Below are 15852 nucleotides of genomic sequence, written 5' to 3' on the forward strand. Positions count from 1 at the left end.
ATTTTCAGGGTTCACTTCAGATTGGATGCTATTTTTTGATTTCTTAACCTGCTTTCAAATCAACAATATATCGCTAAAATTGTTGGAACTCAGTAGTATATTTTAGAAAAAGAGATTGTTTTCTTTCATTAATAATAGGGAATTCGTAAATTTTCGAGAATATTAGACAGAAAATTACGAAAAAAGAAGGGTTTTACACCCCTTTTCTTTAATTATATAAATATAATCTTTTAAGTAGGAAAGAGGGATATATAATGGAAGTAAAAAGTAAAGCAGAGTCTGTAGTTGTGAAATATGAAGGACGAGTAGCAACGATTATGATGAATCGTCCAGAGGTATTAAATGCGTTAGATGAACCTACGCTCAAAGAATTATTAGCAAAATTGAAAGAAGTAGCTGAAAGTAACGTTCATATTGTCGTACTATGCGGCAATGGACGTGGTTTTTCTGCGGGTGGAGATATTAAATCTATGCTTTCTAGTAATGATGAAAGTCATTTTGAAAGTATTATGAACACTATTTCAGAAATTGTCGTAACGTTATATACAATGCCAAAACTTGTGATCAGCGCAATTCATGGCCCAACTGCAGGGCTTGGATTGAGTATTGCTTTAACAGCAGATTATGTAGTAGCAGACATTTCATCTATCATTGCGATGAATTTTATTGGAATCGCTTTAATACCAGATGGCGGGGGGCATTTCTTCTTACAAAAACGCCTCGGTGAAAACATGGCAAAACAAATCATTTGGGAGGGTAAAAAGTTATCAGCAACAGAAGCGTTAGAGTGTGGATTAATTGACGAAGTTATCGGAGAAAACTTCCAAGATGCTGTAAAACAAAAGATCAATGAGTGGCTTCAAAAACCAATTAAATCCATGATTCAAACGAAACAAATTCTATGCGAAGTGAATCGTTCAAGCTTAGAACAAACGCTTCAGCTTGAAAAACGTGGACAATATGCAATGAGAAAAACGGCTGATCATAGAGAGGGAATTGCTGCATTTTTAGAAAAGCGTCTGCCTGCGTTTAAAGGGGAATAAAAAAGAGAAAGTGTTAACACAATCCTAAGTGTTAGCACTTTTTTAAATAACGAGGGAAAAAATGAAAAGAAAAGTTATATATATTATCGGTTTATTTATACTAATCTATTTTGCTCTACATAGCACACCAACGCTTGCTGTTCGTACGGCGTTATTTTTTGAAGGGCATCCAAAGGTTGCTATAGGAGGAGAAATTACGAAGGAAAGAAATATAGAAAAAGAGGCACTTCCTACAGCTTATCAAACATTGTATGGGACAGAAAATAACGAACCGGACCATTACTTCTTTCCGCATGTACAAGCTCATGGAACAGGGATTGATATGATTAGTGCGTGTGTGAAAAAGAAATGGTTTTTCTACCAAGCAGAGTTAGGATGCTACTAAATATGGAAAGAAGATATGCTATAGTATAAGTATGATATTTTGGTGGGGGTAGAACTATGTCAACTTATAATAAATTAGTTAGAGATTTCGTTCCAGAAAAGATTTTAATGTCTGGAAAAACATATACTTCAAAAAAATTAACAGGGCAAGCATACATAGAAGCATTAGCGAAAATTGGAACGGAAGAAATTCGTGAATTTGCTTCAATGAAAGAGCGTGAACATGCATTAGATTCACTTGCGGACGCATTAGAAGTCATCCTCTCACTCGCGCGTGCAGAAGGAGCGACATTTGAAGATATTGAACGTATTCGTAAGCAGAAAGAAGAAGAACTCGGTGGATTTGAGAGAGGAATTTATTTGCTGGATGTTTTGGAGGAGTAGTTTGGTAGAGAGTTATACAACATACTAAAATTGACCTTCACATGATTTCTTCAGCAAGCTAGTAGAAAATAAGGATAAGTAGTTAAGATAATTAATAGCTATATATAGATGAAAAGCTCATCCTTTTCTAGAAAGGTTGAGCTTTTTGTTATTTTGCTTTTGCTAGTTTTGTTTTCGTTACAAAAAGGCTAATGATAAAAAGTATTCCTGTTAGTCCCCATCCAATTGTAATCGCAGTAGATGTATGCAGAGTATAAGAAACCTGTAAACAAAGCAAAGATGATAAAAACCAGATTAATGCAATTTCTACATGTTTTTTCGTTAATTTCATTCCAATGAATCCCCTTTAATTATATGGTATGAAAGAATGTTTTACCATAATTATGTAATTTAGAAAATGGGATATACAGAAATCTCCATCATTATAAGTAGAGATTTGACAATAATTTCGGTATACTGAATATTAGAAAAAAAGCGAGGGGGAACTACATTGGCACATCACGCAAGAGAAACGATGGAATTAATTAAACAACTTGTTTCTATTCCAAGTCCATCTGGAAACACAGGAAAAATCATTAACTTTATTGAAAACTACGTCAAAGAATGGAATGTAGAAACGAAGCGTAATAATAAAGGTGCACTTATTTTGACGGTAAAAGGAAATAACGATGAGCAACACCGCTTACTAACTGCTCACGTTGATACATTAGGTGCAATGGTAAAAGAAATTAAATCTGATGGTCGTCTTAGCTTATCGATGATCGGAGGATTTCGCTGGAACTCTGTTGAAGGAGAATATTGTGAAATTGAAACAGCGAGCGGAAAAACATATACTGGTACAATTTTGATGCACCAAACATCTGTGCATGTCTATAAAGATGCAGGTGAAGCAAAACGCGATGAAAAAAATATTGAAGTCCGCATTGATGAGCGCGTATCTTCAGAGGAGGAAGTTCGTGAACTAGGAATCGAGGTTGGGGACTTCGTCTCGTTTGACCCACGCGTTCAAATTACAGAGAGCGGCTACATAAAATCACGTCATCTAGACGATAAAGTAAGTGTTGCAATCCTACTAAAATTAATGAAAAGATTACAAGATGAAAATATTACATTGCCATATACAACACATTTCTTAATCTCTAATAATGAAGAAATTGGTTATGGCGGTAACTCTAACATTCCAGAAGAAACAGTTGAATATTTAGCGGTTGATATGGGAGCGCTTGGAGACGGGCAGGCATCAGATGAATATACAGTATCCATCTGTGCAAAAGATTCTAGTGGTCCATACCATTACGGTTTACGTAAACATTTAGTGGAACTTGCAAAAGCAAACAACATCGAATATAAGGTAGATATTTATCCATATTACGGATCAGATGCATCCGCGGCAATCCGTGCAGGTTTTGATGTGAAACACGCGCTAATTGGAGCAGGAATTGATTCTTCTCATGCATTTGAGCGTACGCATGAGAGTTCAATCGCACATACGGAGGCGCTTGTGTTTGCTTATGTCATGTCGGAGTTGATTGGGGAATAATAAAAAGAGGTTACCTTGGTACCAGGGTAACCTCTTTTTATATGGTGAATGTTGTTGGAATAAGCGTTAAATATTTCTTATCTACAATTTGTAAATAACCTATGAGGCAATCTCCTTACATACTACATGTGGAGTTGCACAGCTATTAAAGAAATTTACCTTCTTAAAATTGAAGCGGCTTGTAATTTTGGGATGAATCTCAGGTGAACTCATGTTACTTAATCGTTCCCATCCCACCAATTTCTACATTTACCTTGACGTTTACATCGGCCTTTGCTAATTCATTATTCCATTTATTTTGGACTTTTTTCCATTCTGGATATGTGTAAGTTCTTGCATATACCCCAAGCCCAATCGGATCGATTTTGGCAGCTTGTACCTTCTTTATTAATTGTTTGAAATCAGCTTCCAGCTTAGTTTCAATCGCCTTTTTTAATTTTGCTGCGTCCTTTCTTGTATTGAACGAAAAAAGTCGTTCTGTAATACCGATTCTCATTTTTACATCTATATTAAATATAAAATGATTATCATACCTTACCTTTGTCTTTACTTTAATATTTTGGGCACTAAAGCTTATCCAATCTTTATCCTGGTTATCCGACTTTAGTTTAATTGGAATTGTAAATGGAAACTCACCTTTCGTTTCTTGTTGCAAAATGCGTAATATTTTGTTTTCATCGGATTTTAGCGTTAATTTATACCTTCCTTTTTCATCCAACAAAGCTGTACCTGTCACCCATATTCTATTCTTTTTTTTCATCTCAGTAATACTTGCTGTTATCCCTTTGTCTGCTATTTGTTCATGTAATTTTTGAAGCGTTGTTTTTACTGTGATATTTCTTAAATAGGCAGTATCAACTAGTTGTGTTAAATATAAAGGAAGACGCGGCTTATCTTTTGGGTGATAAAAGATGAGGTCCGAAACGGGTCCATCTACAGCAACAACCCTTGTAGTAACTGAATTTTTAGGGTCTCGGTAAAATGGGTCGAGATAATTTTCCCAGTTTTTTCGTTTCATTAGCCGCTTTCCAACTAAAATAACCTGTGTTTTACTTCCCGAGGTTAGCGCCATAACCGTGGCGTCAAATTGCGCTCTAGCATTTCGAATTGTAACAGATTTCACACCAGTAGTTTCTTCTTTTACCTTTGCTTCTTTATGAAAAACAGGACTTGACATGTACACCAATAAATTATTATTACGATCTAAATCGATACCAAGGAGAAGGGTAAGGGAAACATCTTCAACATTTGTTTGATCAAAGCATCCAGTCATCATGAACACCGATAACAAAATACAGCATAGTACTTTTCTTTTCAATGTATCCCCCCTAGCGAGACTTCTCATATACCCAGCTATACATCCATAAAATGATAGGTGATATATACGTCAATCCAAATCCAGTATTCGATACTACCTGTTGCCAAGTTTCGGCTTGATTCCAACTAGGATGAGTCCAAAATACGAAGCCGATAATGAGCAATAATAGAACAACGACATGAGAGCTGTGCTCTTGTTTCCCAAGTAATTGGCTCGAACAAAATACAGCGCAGTATATGCAAGGAATCCAGGCTGTGGAAACAACGGTTAAGTAAACAGCTAATAAAATCATGTCAAAACGTTCTAAAAAACGAAATTCAATTACTTTAAGTAAATTTAGTACTGGCTGGTTAAATTGTGTAATGCTATCAGGGCTAAAATAGGCAAAGCAAACAATAGTAACAAATAAATAAAATAACATCGTTAAAGTGTTTGCGATAACGATTCCATGGACTGCATACTGTTTTTTTTGTAAAAAGGGATATAAAAAGAAAGCAATATCAAACCCTAAATAAGCAAAAATAGTGGTCGGTACAGCCGTTAATACAGGTTTCCACCCTTCTTTTAAGAGTGGAAAGAAGGGCAGCCAGCTCCCGTTCTCTTTTAGCGGTATCAAAAAAAACAGCGGAATCCAAAGCATCATATAAAAAATAAGTTCGGAGTACCGTCCTATAATACGAGGGCCGTTGCGTACAACAAGAAAGGTAGGAATCGAAAACAAAAAGATAATGATATAGTCAGGCGTTTTCGGAAGAAGCCATCCCTTAAGATAAAGCATAGCGTTCACAAGAATGATACCGGAATAAAAGGCAAAATATATCATGTAAATAACAACGAGCGCTTTCCCTACTATTTTTCCAAATAATCGTATAAGAATGTCGTAAAGCGTGTCCTCGGGATACCTTGCAGCTGTTTTCACTATAAAAATACCTGATATTGTGGAGAATACCCAACCGATTAGTATAGCTATCCATCCATCTGTTCCAGCTTTTTCTGCAAGCACTCGTGGGAGAGATAACACTCCAGTGGCCACCTGCATTCCATTGATTAAAAAAATATACTGCATAAGGGTGATGTCATTATAGGTATACTTTTTCATAGTTTCACCTTTTATTATGGTTTTTTCCTTGTCGAATAGATTGAGTGGCTCCCGTACCCTTAGGACGATTTCTCATTGCCCATAGAGGAAAGCGTACAAAAGCATCCTTCATATCTGCAAAGCGAAACGGTGCTAACGGAGTTCCATAAGGAGTTCCTAGCGATTCAAGACTGATAAGATGCGCAATTAATGTCATCCACCCAATGACAAGTCCTACAATTCCAAATAAGGCAGCTGATAGCATCATCGGAAAGCGTAAAAGTCTGACTGCCGCTCCCATGTCGTAATTAGGGATAATAAAAGAAGCGATGGCTGTAACAGCAACAACAATAATCATAATGTTGCTTACAATCCCCGCCTGAACAGCCGCTTGTCCAATAATAATTCCACCTACAATTCCAACCGTCTGGCCGATCGGAGTAGGCAGGCGCAAAGCCCCTTCCCTCATCATTTCCAATGTCATTTCCATAAGCAGCGCTTCCATAACCGGAGAAAATGGTACGCGCGTTCTTGATTCTGCAATAGACAAAAAAAGTTCTACAGGAATGACTTCAAAATTAAAGGAAATAAACGCAACATAACTCGCAGGTAAAAATAGAGCAATCATAAAAGCTAAGAAACGAAGTATACGAATAGACGAGGCAACTAACCAACGTGTCCCGTAATCATCAATTCCTTGAAAAAAAGATATAAAATTTGTCGGAGCAATTAATACACTTGGGGAATGATCCACAACAACCACAAGTCTACCTTGAAGAATATGAGATACAGCCACATCGGGTCTTTCAGTTAATATAAATTGCGGAAACGGTGAGTACGGGTTATCTTCAATAAATTCGATAAGTTCACCAGTATTCTCAACAGCGTCGACCGTAATATCTTGAATCCGTGTTTCTAATTCCTTTAGCACATCGTCAGAAGCTACATCTTTCAAATATAAAATAGAAATCCTCGTTTTGCTTCGTATACCAATTATTATTTCTTTTATCATTAATTCGCGATCAGGAATATATCTTCGAATCATTGCGATATTTTGGCTTCCAGTTTCTACAAATGCTTGATGCGCACCTTTTAGGGCTATTTCGTTATGAGCATCTTCAATATTTCTTTGTGGCCATCCTTTCGTATCCAATTGATGCGCTGTTGTTCGGCCATGGATTAATAAAACACTATCTCCTCCAAAAATAGCATTTTCAATCTGACTCCACGTATTAATAATTTTGATATGCCCTAATGGAATCGGAAGTTCCGTATTCGTATCAAAAACACTATTCATCAAAGGATTTAGAACGTGATTTTGAATCAATTGTTTATCTGTTAATCCAGACAAATGCACTAAAGCTGCTTCTAATCCATCTGCTTTCATTTGAAATCGACGAATCACTAAATCAGGTGCTTGACGAAATACATTTTGAATATCAGCTATGTTTTTCGATAAATCAGCGTCTAAGAGGGAGTCCTCAATATCTTTTTCCCGAAAATGAGTATTGTCTCGTATGGAAAATGACTTAGGATTGCCTCTATATTTTAACCGCTTCAGAAATTTAGCCATGACTCCCTCACTTTCTATGTGCCTTCTATAGTATGTTTAGTATGTATATATTAAGAAAAAATATCCTAATAACTAGAGAGGGGACGCCAGAATTATTACTGCCCGTTAATGCGGGATAAACAAATATACCGATCCTATGCTTATCATCCTTTTTTATAATAATCTTCTATAATTTTTTAGGAATCATACCGCCACCTGTTCCTCACATGACGTGTGTAGCATTTTTGAGTTTAAATATGCCTGTTCGTCTTTTTCTTCAATAACACAAATAGAAAAGCTACTCTCTATCAGCTTCATAAAAACCGATAGAAAGTAGCTTTCATTGTTTCATACATCATGAAAATGCTATAGTCACTTTTCTCGTTCTGGGTATTTGCTTTTCTTAGCTTGATGGCGATGGCGTGCCACCCACATTTTAACGGAAATATCCCTAACTATTTTCTAATGGGTTTGGTTTTGGAGTACAAAACACCAAAAAACAGTGAAAATAGCACAATAAAAAGGAGCTTGTATAATCAAGCTCCTTTTCTTATGAATTTAAATGACATCTTCTTCATAAAGCACCCGTTAGTTTAACAACTCTTTGGACCCCATCTTTTTTATTCAATTTTTAGACGGTCCGTAAGTACAAAGTAAAACAAAGTTTACATCTTTTTATAATTTGTAAAACACACCGTTAAATATCCAAATATAAACCCAGTGATATCATGCACACGTACTGATATCACTGGGTTTTATTATTTTAACATTTTGTATCATTTTTAAAACTCACTAATTATAACTTTGCTCATAAATAATATAAGGACTAAATATCTGAACATTTACAATATTTAGTACAAATAATATCAATTTACTATAATATGCAATTTATGTAAAATCATAATTAAGCTAAACTCTTCTTTAAATTCTTGCCCCTAACAAGGATTTATAGACCATGCTATTTTTAGCTACAAATGCATAAAAAGAAAAAAGCCAAATTCTAGATAGATTTGGCTTTTTTCTTTGGAATTCATGTAAATAACAACTTGAACCCACTGCTCTTTTTCAAATGTAATTGTATTTTATCATATTTTAAACGTTTTGTTGTTATATTTTTAAACTTATCAGAAATTTCTAAGTGAATATTTGGAACAATCTTTAGCCTATGATATCGCCCCTAACAACTTGTATATAATAGAAAGTAAAACTAAGTTCATGACTTTTTATAGTTTGTAAAATTGATCATTAAATTCTTATAGCTAATGTGTACCTAAAGGTGTGTTTTGATTTCGGTATAAACCTAAAATTATTTTCATACATTTTGGCACCATGTTTTCTACTCAAAAACCACCTTACCAAAAGATGTACCTTTTGATACTGTACAAACAAATTAATAAATTTCTCAATATGGGTATTATCACTATTTTTATCTATAATATTCAAAATTAACAGTCAATGTAATATGATAAAAAAGTAATGGTTATCACCCTGTTTTTTCTCCTTATGCCAAAGATAAGACCGAGTTTCTGGTCTTATCTTTTTTATTTATATATTTTCTTTGGGGATGAATGGGTAAGTGGAATATGTGTAAAATTTGATATACTAAAAGAAAAATTAGGATGATAAGCTTATGCCAACAAAAGAATTTCAAGATACGGTACAACATTTTTCTTCTTTCTTATTAAATAAAGGCCGCAAGCCTTCTACAATAAAACGATATGTTTATGATATTGAAGATTTTGGTCATTGGTTGCAAAACTCTAAAAAACTCCCTACATGTAATATATGGACGACGCTTGGTACAAAGGATTATGAAGCGTATTTCTATGATTTAAAACAGCAACGACAGTACTCTGATAAAACAATGCATCGTGTCTATGTTGTCTTAAATAGACTGTATCAGTATTTACAACTGCCAAGTCCTTTAGAAGAGATGCAATTGAATATTCAACCAAATCGTGCGTTACGTGATGAGGACTTTATCTCAAAAGAGGAAGAAAAAACGTTACAGTATATTTTAACCTCATTGGACGGATTAACAGAGAGACAAAGTGCCGTTCGTCCTATACTTCAGGATCGAAACATTTCTATCGTACATTTCCTTCTGAACTATGGACTATCACTACAAGAGCTTGTGGGTTTACAAATGAAGCATGTTCATTTTGAGAATAATACTCTCACAGTTCCAGGAATAACAGGGGTAGAAAGAACGATTGTATTAAGTGAAGATGATAAAAGGCGATTATTTAGCTATTATAAAATCATTCCTGAACCTGTTCGTCCCAAATATCATAGTACTGATCCACTATTTGTGGCATTCGATTATACTCGAAATACATTTCGTTGGGTATATGAAAATGATGCACCAAAAGCTTTAACAGAAATTGCTGTTCAAAAGATGATTCGACTTGAAGTTGCTCGAGCAAATTTACGTAAAGGTATTTCAGCGCAACACTTACGGAACACTTTCATCTTAAGACTTATTGAGCATCAAACTTCAGAATACGAAATAATAAAACAGGTAGGTTTTAAGTCTAAACTTTCGTTAAAAAGATATTATGATTACATCAATCAAAAATAACGGGGGAAGACCGTGTGGAAAGAACTAAGAAACAGAAGCTACAGTACATGAGAGTGTACACATTAAGGGATAGAAGTACAAAATCCATTCACGTTGAATCCTAGAGAACGTTTAAAGATGAAATGCGGGTTCTAGGTATAAAGGAATCGGATATTTTTCAAATTTAGTTAATTGAAAAACGAACGTGAATAAATTGAAACGAGTCAATTTTTCTTAGTTAAGAAAGTTGGCTCGTTTTTTGTGCAATTTTTACATAGCAATCGTGCCGAGAATGCAAAATAATTCAAAGAAAATGAAACACTAACTATAGTGCGCCCTTACATTTGCATCAAGTTCAAAAGAAGGGGGACCGCCAGCATTTCGGAAAAAAACCACGCTAAGAGCATGCAAGATTTTATACAGTTTTTCGGCTAATCCAGTAACAAACGAGAACCTTAAAACCCACGCCAGGATAGGAATGTATAAAAAATGCATAAATCCATAGAACAAAAAAGGAGGATCCCTTGTGAGAGTAAGGTTCCGCCTTTTTCCTTGCTACGGATAATGAGACGTTATGTCAACCGATTATGTATACGATATACAAGAAAAACTTCTTTACTACCGCATTATTCAGATGGTAAAATTTAGAAAAAGGTGAGGGTGAGTTCAGTGGACGATTTATTTTTAATTTGAAACTTTTTATTTTGTCTTAGAAGGGTGTAGATTTTTTTGAATACAAAATTAATCATAGTAGAAGGGCTTCCTGGCTTTGGGAAATCCACCACTGCAAACTTGCTTTACGATATTCTAATTGAAAAAAATATTGACGTTGAGTTATTTCTTGAAGGGAATCCAGACCACCCTGCTGATTATGATGGGGTATCTTGTTTTGATAAAAGTGAATTCGAAAGTTTGTTAGTGAATAGTGGTAATTTTAGGGAAGTAATTAGTGATAGAGTCACGAAGCGAGGAAACAATTATTTATTGCCATATAAAAAAATTAAAAATGAATACAGCTCTAATTTTCCTGAAAGTTTATTAAATACCATTTTCAAAAATGATATATATGAATTACCGCTAGAGAGGAATATTGAATTAATAACTGAAAAATGGAGGGATTTTGTTGAAATAGCCAACAACGAAAATAAAACTTATATTTTTGAATGTTGCTTCATACAAAATCCATTAACAATCGGAATGGTCAAATATGGTGAAAAAAAAGAGAAAGTTATAAGTTATATTAATTCATTAGCGAAAATCATAGAGAAATTAAATCCAGTATTGTTTTATATAGAACAAGATGATTTGGAATTCTCATTCAGAAAGGTATTTAATGAAAGAGCAAAAGAATGGTCTGCTGGATTTATTGAGTATTATACAAATCAAGGGTATGCGAAAATGAAAGGCTATCACGGTTTAGACGGAACAATTAAAGTTTTAGAAGCAAGAAGAGATATTGAAAGAGAAATATTTGATATGTTAAATATAAAAAAGACAAAAATTGATAATTCACAGTATGAAGCTATCAAATATAAGTCAATGATAATTGAAAAATTGAAATTACTTGAATTTCTAGATTAATGTAGTGCTTTAATTGAGCAAGAAACTAAGAATTCTTAACTTCCGCTAACGCATGTTATATTAACTAAATTAGCTTAAGATTAAATCATTGGAGGAAAAAGTATGAAAAATAAAATACCCCTAATAACATTCATTTTAGCTGCTTTATTTGTAGCTGGAGGTTTTGCATTCTTCTACTGGATCAAAACATTCCCATTCAACTAAAGAAACCTAACTACGGATAACAAAGATTACGTGAATACAAAAGTCCTCCGGTTAAACAATCTGGAGAACTTTTAATAGTCTTCTAAATACATTAAATCCCGATAATATTACGTTATGTTAACTTGACATGTATGTAGTATACAGTTGTTTATTAAGTAGTTTCTAAGTTAATAGCTGTTTAATTTTGGCTATTTTTTCTTCTAATCCAAGTGTGCCATCAATTATATAATCTGCATGTTTACTAACTATTTCTTCATGTGTAATAAACATTGGTCTAGCTTCCCCCAAATAAATTTTTGCCCATTCTAAAATCTCACTCGCGGAAGAATCAGAAAAGTCTCTAAGTAAATATCTTGCAAAGGTTATATCTAAGGGGGTTTTTATATAAATTACCTTATCAATATGCATACCTATTTGTTTGTTTTCATAACCTATTGGATGATCTAAAAAAATATAATCACTTTTATTTTTTGCTTTTTTTAAGTCATTTATCATGCTATCTAATTGATAAGCATTAAAATAATCGGATGGTCTGTTTAAAATTCCTTTCACATCTGGTGCATTTTCTATTTCATAATTATCAAAGTATAAAGCATATGCATTAGGAAATTCTTTTACTAACTGATTAACCAATGTAGTCTTTCCTCCAGCAGTTACTCCACTAATAGCAATTACCTTAGCATCCATTTATTCAACTCCCGTTTTTAAATTTTTCTATTCTCTTATAATTATTAACATTATTCTCTTGTGAGGAACAGCTATCTAAAGTAAACAGCTGTTTTTCGTTATGTATTAAATAGTTCTCTACCAATAATGGTGCGTTATGTTAACAAAAAGCGAATGTAATATACAATATAAAATTCGTGCTGAATTTCTTATTTCAAATGCTACAATTAGAAGCAAGGGGGAATGTACATGGATAGACCAAAGCTTAGGGCAGAAGGAATCATTTCAAATGCGGATAGAACCAAATTTCTCGTTCAATGTGATCTAGAAGAGAGTTTTTATCGTCTGCCTGGTGGAAGCATTGAATTTGGAGAGTCAGCTTCTGATTCGATTGTGAGGGAGCTGCTAGAGGAATATGATTTGCAAGTAAATGTAGGTGAGCTTGTTTGTATTAATGAAACGGTTTTTGAATACAACGGGAAGACAAACCATCATTGTACTTTAATACACCGCAGTTTTGTTCATATGACAGAAAACAAAGAAATCTTTATACATAAAGAACTGCCAAAAGAGGTAAAACTAGTTTGGCGCACTACTGACCAATTACAGCAGAAACCAATATCCCCTGAAGGTATACTTGATATTATGACTTCTAAGACTGACCGTATTGCTCACATTTCTGTATAGACAAAGAGAGAAAAAAATTAACAATAATTTTCGTTATCGGTAGTTTTGATTTCAACAAAAAAAGGATTAGCTAAATGCTAGTCCTAAAGGTTTTATATTGGATATTCATTCAACCAAATTAATGATTGTTCATAATTATCGAAAAAATTTACAGATTCTTTTGTATTGGACTGTTGTAAATAATTCATTATCTCTCCTTCCTCAAGGAGAAACGCAATTGCTTTACTATGATTCAAAATGTTTTCATTGAAAAACTTATCTTTCCATGCTTTTTGAACTGAAAAATGATCTGGGGTGTACCCTTTTCTATCTACCAACAATTTGTATTTCCGACCTTCGGAAATGAATTGCTGACAAACTTTCTCGAATCCTTTAAACCATTCGTTAACATCATCTGTTTTAATCTTGCCAATCAGATGGGTAACAATTAAATCCCCCGAAACCGTTGTGCTAATATTCTGTTTACTCAACTTAGAATCATCCCCCTTAGTTACAATTATGTGTAAAAAACTTTATGAAATCAATTAAAAGAAGGAATGATTAATTTTTTATGAATAATATATACATATCTACTTAACATAACGCCTCATTATCGATAGCGAGGACAAGGTGGATCCGCCTTTTTCTTTTTCTATGACTCTGTTCACTCTTTTATACATTCTTATCCTAGCGTGGGTTTTAGGATTATCACTTGTTACTAGATTAGCTGAAAAATTGTATAAAATCTTGCATGCTCTTAGCGTAGTTTTTTTCCAAAATGCTGGCGGTATCCCATGGCCATCAAGCTAAAATTTTGAAGTACCCCCAAAATGAAAATTTTCTTTCTCTATAGTTAGTTATTTTGAGAAGTCGGCTGTTTTTTTCGTTTTGGGGGTGTTTACTTTTCTTAAGTTGATGGGTATGGGGTAGTACGCACAAATCTCATCAAATGAGGCATGGACAGGGTTTGGAACAAACGAAGCATCCTGGAAAATGGCAATATCGCTTTTGCTGACAAACAAGGAAAAATTCATTTTGTAAGACGATTTCATGAAAATGGTGAAAAAGCAGTTTCTGTGGTGATGCAATAAAGTGAAACTGTAATCAGTGGGGATTTTCTTCATCCCCCACTGATTATTAGCCCTCATCAATCGGGCTTTTACGGGCAGTTTATCTCCCACCTAACTTCTTAAAGAAAAGTGGAAGTGGCTCGTCCAGAATGTGAGGGGGGAAGAAGCGAAGCCACCGAACATTTTAACCACTGGAACTGGACAATGCCTTAGCCGAATTTTGAGGTTGGGAGGCTTACTGCCCGCAAATAACGTGATAAAATAATGAAATAACTATACCACTTGATTTATCTATTGTTTCTTAAACATCATTTATTGATGTAATAACTAACTAAAGCCATTCCGTTAATTCAAGATGGATTATAGTTCCTCCTCTTTAACACTTATCATTTCGTAATTCCCGAAGAATTTGAAAAATTTGACCTCTATGATGCGATTCGTGTTCAATCAAATGGTAAACAACCCACTCAGGTGTGACGTCATAATGTTCAAGTACTCTCGGTTTACGCCAATCGGTTAAGTCCATTGAACGAAAGTGGGAAAGAAATACTTCACGTACCTTATTAAGGCGGTAAAAATGTTCCTCTATACTTTCTCCCTCAAAGTGAGTTAAATTGCCGTCAGTTCGATGTTCTAAAGGAAATAATGCGCTAATTTCAGGATCCCAATCGGTTCCAAGTACTTCTACATATAACCAATCTGCCTCAATCAATGCAATGTGATACAAAAGTGTCCCAATTGATTGTCTTTCGCCTAATTTTTGATCAATTAAGCTTTGGCTGATTCCAGTTAATTCAGTTATAAGAGTACGTCGAACATCCTCTAGACACCATAGCCATCTGCCAATCTCTTCTTCATACTGTGGTAATGAAGATACCAGTAAAGCTCGTCTCTCCAACAACATCAACCTCCTCTTAATTAAAATGTTTACATTCTATTAAAAGGGGATGTTTCCTTCTTTTAAATAAAAATATTCTTCCCGTATTCCGTAATCTGGCCCTTTCATGGAGTAACTCTATTGCTATTCCGAGTATATTATCGAAAGCTCAAGATAAAGGTATCGAGATGAACTAAAGTACATTTCACCTAGAGATGCCAATTTTCTCGTTTTGGGGGCACTTCAAAATGTGAGATTTCGTTGATCTTACTCAGATATGCAATATTGCATATGAAAATATATTGCTATAAATGTAAGCGCTTACTATAATAAAATCATAAAGAATAAGTCACATCTTAGCAACAACAAAAGAGGAGGCAATAACATGACAATCGTAATGCCAATTTTAAAATTTGTAGGTGGAGTACTTCCATTCGTTCAAGAGCTTTTAAAAGCATTTATGTAAGTTTACTATTTAGCAATTATTTATAAATAATGATCATACCTTAATACGAGAAAAAAAGGAAGAAGTTGATTTTTTTGAAAATTACAAAAAGAAATAAAGGAATAAAATTTCTAGCATGTTTAGCAGTTAGTTTATGCACTATTAATTATTCATCTATCTCCTTCGCGGAAACAAAAACAGGTACAGCTGATGTAACAAAAAATGCTAGTGGCATTGATACTGGTATAGCAAATCTAAAGTATAATAATCAAGAGGTTTTAGCAGTAAATGGTGATAAAGTAGAGAGTTTTGTTCCGAAAGAAAGTACAAATTCAAATGGTAAATTTGTAGTAGTTGAACGTGAGAAAAAATCACTTACAACTTCACCAGTGGATATTTCAATTATTGATTCTGTGGCTAATCGTACTTATCCGGGAGCAGTACAACTTGCAAATAAAGCATTTGCAGATAATCAACCTAGTTT

General features: G+C 34.2%; 15 protein-coding genes and 1 pseudogene. 9 read left to right on the plus strand and 7 right to left on the minus strand.

The annotated features are described in order from the left end of the window. The first annotated feature begins 254 nt into the window (after positions 1-254). From CN288_RS23100 to CN288_RS23110, 3 genes are all read left to right on the plus strand, one after another. Complete coding sequence (locus CN288_RS23100) at positions 255-1043, plus strand: enoyl-CoA hydratase (RefSeq protein ID WP_026590715.1); 789 nt, start codon at positions 255-257, stop codon at positions 1041-1043. A gap of 61 nt (positions 1044-1104) precedes the next feature. Then, on the plus strand, positions 1105-1428 hold the full coding sequence (locus CN288_RS23105) for a hypothetical protein (protein WP_026590714.1): 324 nt from the start codon (positions 1105-1107) through the stop codon (positions 1426-1428). Positions 1429-1484: 56 nt separating this feature from the next. Continuing rightward, positions 1485-1811 (plus strand): nucleoside triphosphate pyrophosphohydrolase, encoded by a 327-nt coding sequence (locus CN288_RS23110; RefSeq protein ID WP_026590713.1) that lies wholly within the window; start codon positions 1485-1487, stop codon positions 1809-1811. Positions 1812-1959: 148 nt separating this feature from the next. Here CN288_RS23110 and CN288_RS23115 read toward each other — a convergent pair whose 3' ends face one another. Continuing rightward, positions 1960-2142 (minus strand): hypothetical protein, encoded by a 183-nt coding sequence (locus CN288_RS23115; RefSeq protein ID WP_026590712.1) that lies wholly within the window; start codon positions 2140-2142, stop codon positions 1960-1962. A gap of 159 nt (positions 2143-2301) precedes the next feature. Here CN288_RS23115 and CN288_RS23120 point away from each other — a divergent pair, with 159 nt between their 5' ends. Then, positions 2302-3351, plus strand: a complete 1050-nt coding sequence (locus CN288_RS23120) for a M42 family metallopeptidase (protein ID WP_026590711.1) — start codon at positions 2302-2304, stop codon at positions 3349-3351. Between the two features lie 214 nt (positions 3352-3565). Here the strand turns inward: CN288_RS23120 and CN288_RS23125 are convergent, their stop codons facing one another. Genes CN288_RS23125 through CN288_RS23135 form a run of 3 tightly spaced genes read right to left on the minus strand, consistent with a single transcriptional unit; the run spans position 3566 to position 7320 of the window. Continuing rightward, complete coding sequence (locus CN288_RS23125) at positions 3566-4669, minus strand: Ger(x)C family spore germination protein (protein ID WP_026590710.1); 1104 nt, start codon at positions 4667-4669, stop codon at positions 3566-3568. Between the two features lie 10 nt (positions 4670-4679). Next, positions 4680-5768 carry a GerAB/ArcD/ProY family transporter gene (locus tag CN288_RS23130; RefSeq protein ID WP_098303190.1) on the minus strand — a complete coding sequence of 363 codons (1089 nt, stop codon included), beginning with the start codon at positions 5766-5768 and terminating at the stop codon, positions 4680-4682. A 4-nt stretch (positions 5769-5772) separates the two neighbouring features. Beyond that, the gene (locus CN288_RS23135; protein ID WP_026590708.1) at positions 5773-7320 is read right to left on the minus strand and encodes a spore germination protein; all 1548 of its coding nucleotides are present in this window, start codon (positions 7318-7320) and stop codon (positions 5773-5775) included. A gap of 1609 nt (positions 7321-8929) precedes the next feature. On the opposite strand from CN288_RS23135, the gene CN288_RS23140 reads away from it, so the two are divergent. Further along, a complete protein-coding gene (locus CN288_RS23140) occupies positions 8930-9880 on the plus strand; it encodes a tyrosine-type recombinase/integrase (protein ID WP_098303191.1) in 951 nt (316 codons plus the stop codon). Between the two features lie 708 nt (positions 9881-10588). Next, positions 10589-11440: a hypothetical protein gene (locus CN288_RS23145; RefSeq protein ID WP_098303192.1), complete on the plus strand. Its 852-nt coding sequence runs from the start codon at positions 10589-10591 to the stop codon at positions 11438-11440. A 366-nt stretch (positions 11441-11806) separates the two neighbouring features. Here the strand turns inward: CN288_RS23145 and CN288_RS23150 are convergent, their stop codons facing one another. Continuing rightward, on the minus strand, positions 11807-12331 hold the full coding sequence (locus CN288_RS23150; protein ID WP_098303193.1) for an adenylyl-sulfate kinase: 525 nt from the start codon (positions 12329-12331) through the stop codon (positions 11807-11809). Between the two features lie 228 nt (positions 12332-12559). Here CN288_RS23150 and CN288_RS23155 point away from each other — a divergent pair, with 228 nt between their 5' ends. After that, positions 12560-12997: an NUDIX domain-containing protein gene (locus tag CN288_RS23155; RefSeq protein ID WP_098303194.1), complete on the plus strand. Its 438-nt coding sequence runs from the start codon at positions 12560-12562 to the stop codon at positions 12995-12997. Positions 12998-13089: 92 nt separating this feature from the next. Here CN288_RS23155 and CN288_RS23160 read toward each other — a convergent pair. Further along, positions 13090-13522: pseudogene (locus CN288_RS23160) on the minus strand (STAS/SEC14 domain-containing protein). 410 nt (positions 13523-13932) lie between these two features. Here CN288_RS23160 and CN288_RS29855 point away from each other — a divergent pair. Further along, entirely contained in the window at positions 13933-14067 is a 135-nt protein-coding gene (locus CN288_RS29855) for a hypothetical protein (protein ID WP_255260047.1), read from the plus strand. A gap of 355 nt (positions 14068-14422) precedes the next feature. Here the strand turns inward: CN288_RS29855 and CN288_RS23165 are convergent, their stop codons facing one another. Then, on the minus strand, positions 14423-14950 hold the full coding sequence (locus tag CN288_RS23165; RefSeq protein WP_441296569.1) for a DinB family protein: 528 nt from the start codon (positions 14948-14950) through the stop codon (positions 14423-14425). 504 nt (positions 14951-15454) lie between these two features. Here CN288_RS23165 and CN288_RS23175 point away from each other — a divergent pair. After that, the coding region (locus CN288_RS23175; protein WP_176527723.1) for a thiol-activated cytolysin family protein at positions 15455-15852 on the plus strand (398 nt) is incomplete at its 3' end.

The sequence above is a fragment of the Bacillus sp. AFS023182 genome, assembly GCF_002560575.1.
GTDB classification, from domain to species: Bacteria; Bacillota; Bacilli; order Bacillales; family Bacillaceae_G; genus Bacillus_A; species Bacillus_A arachidis.

Coding starts and splice junctions, on each gene's coding strand:
- CN288_RS23100 (WP_026590715.1), top strand. CDS start 255: ATGGAAGTAAAAAGTAAAGCAGAGTCTGTAGTTGTGAAATATGAAGGA.
- CN288_RS23110 (WP_026590713.1), top strand. CDS start 1,485: ATGTCAACTTATAATAAATTAGTTAGAGATTTCGTTCCAGAAAAGATT.
- CN288_RS23130 (WP_098303190.1), bottom strand. CDS start 5,768: ATGAAAAAGTATACCTATAATGACATCACCCTTATGCAGTATATTTTT.
- CN288_RS23135 (WP_026590708.1), bottom strand. CDS start 7,320: ATGGCTAAATTTCTGAAGCGGTTAAAATATAGAGGCAATCCTAAGTCA.
- CN288_RS23165 (WP_441296569.1), bottom strand. CDS start 14,950: ATGTTGTTGGAGAGACGAGCTTTACTGGTATCTTCATTACCACAGTAT.
- CN288_RS23150 (WP_098303193.1), bottom strand. CDS start 12,331: ATGGATGCTAAGGTAATTGCTATTAGTGGAGTAACTGCTGGAGGAAAG.
- CN288_RS23105 (WP_026590714.1), top strand. CDS start 1,105: ATGAAAAGAAAAGTTATATATATTATCGGTTTATTTATACTAATCTAT.
- CN288_RS23140 (WP_098303191.1), top strand. CDS start 8,930: ATGCCAACAAAAGAATTTCAAGATACGGTACAACATTTTTCTTCTTTC.
- CN288_RS29855 (WP_255260047.1), top strand. CDS start 13,933: ATGGACAGGGTTTGGAACAAACGAAGCATCCTGGAAAATGGCAATATC.
- CN288_RS23115 (WP_026590712.1), bottom strand. CDS start 2,142: ATGAAATTAACGAAAAAACATGTAGAAATTGCATTAATCTGGTTTTTA.
- CN288_RS23155 (WP_098303194.1), top strand. CDS start 12,560: ATGGATAGACCAAAGCTTAGGGCAGAAGGAATCATTTCAAATGCGGAT.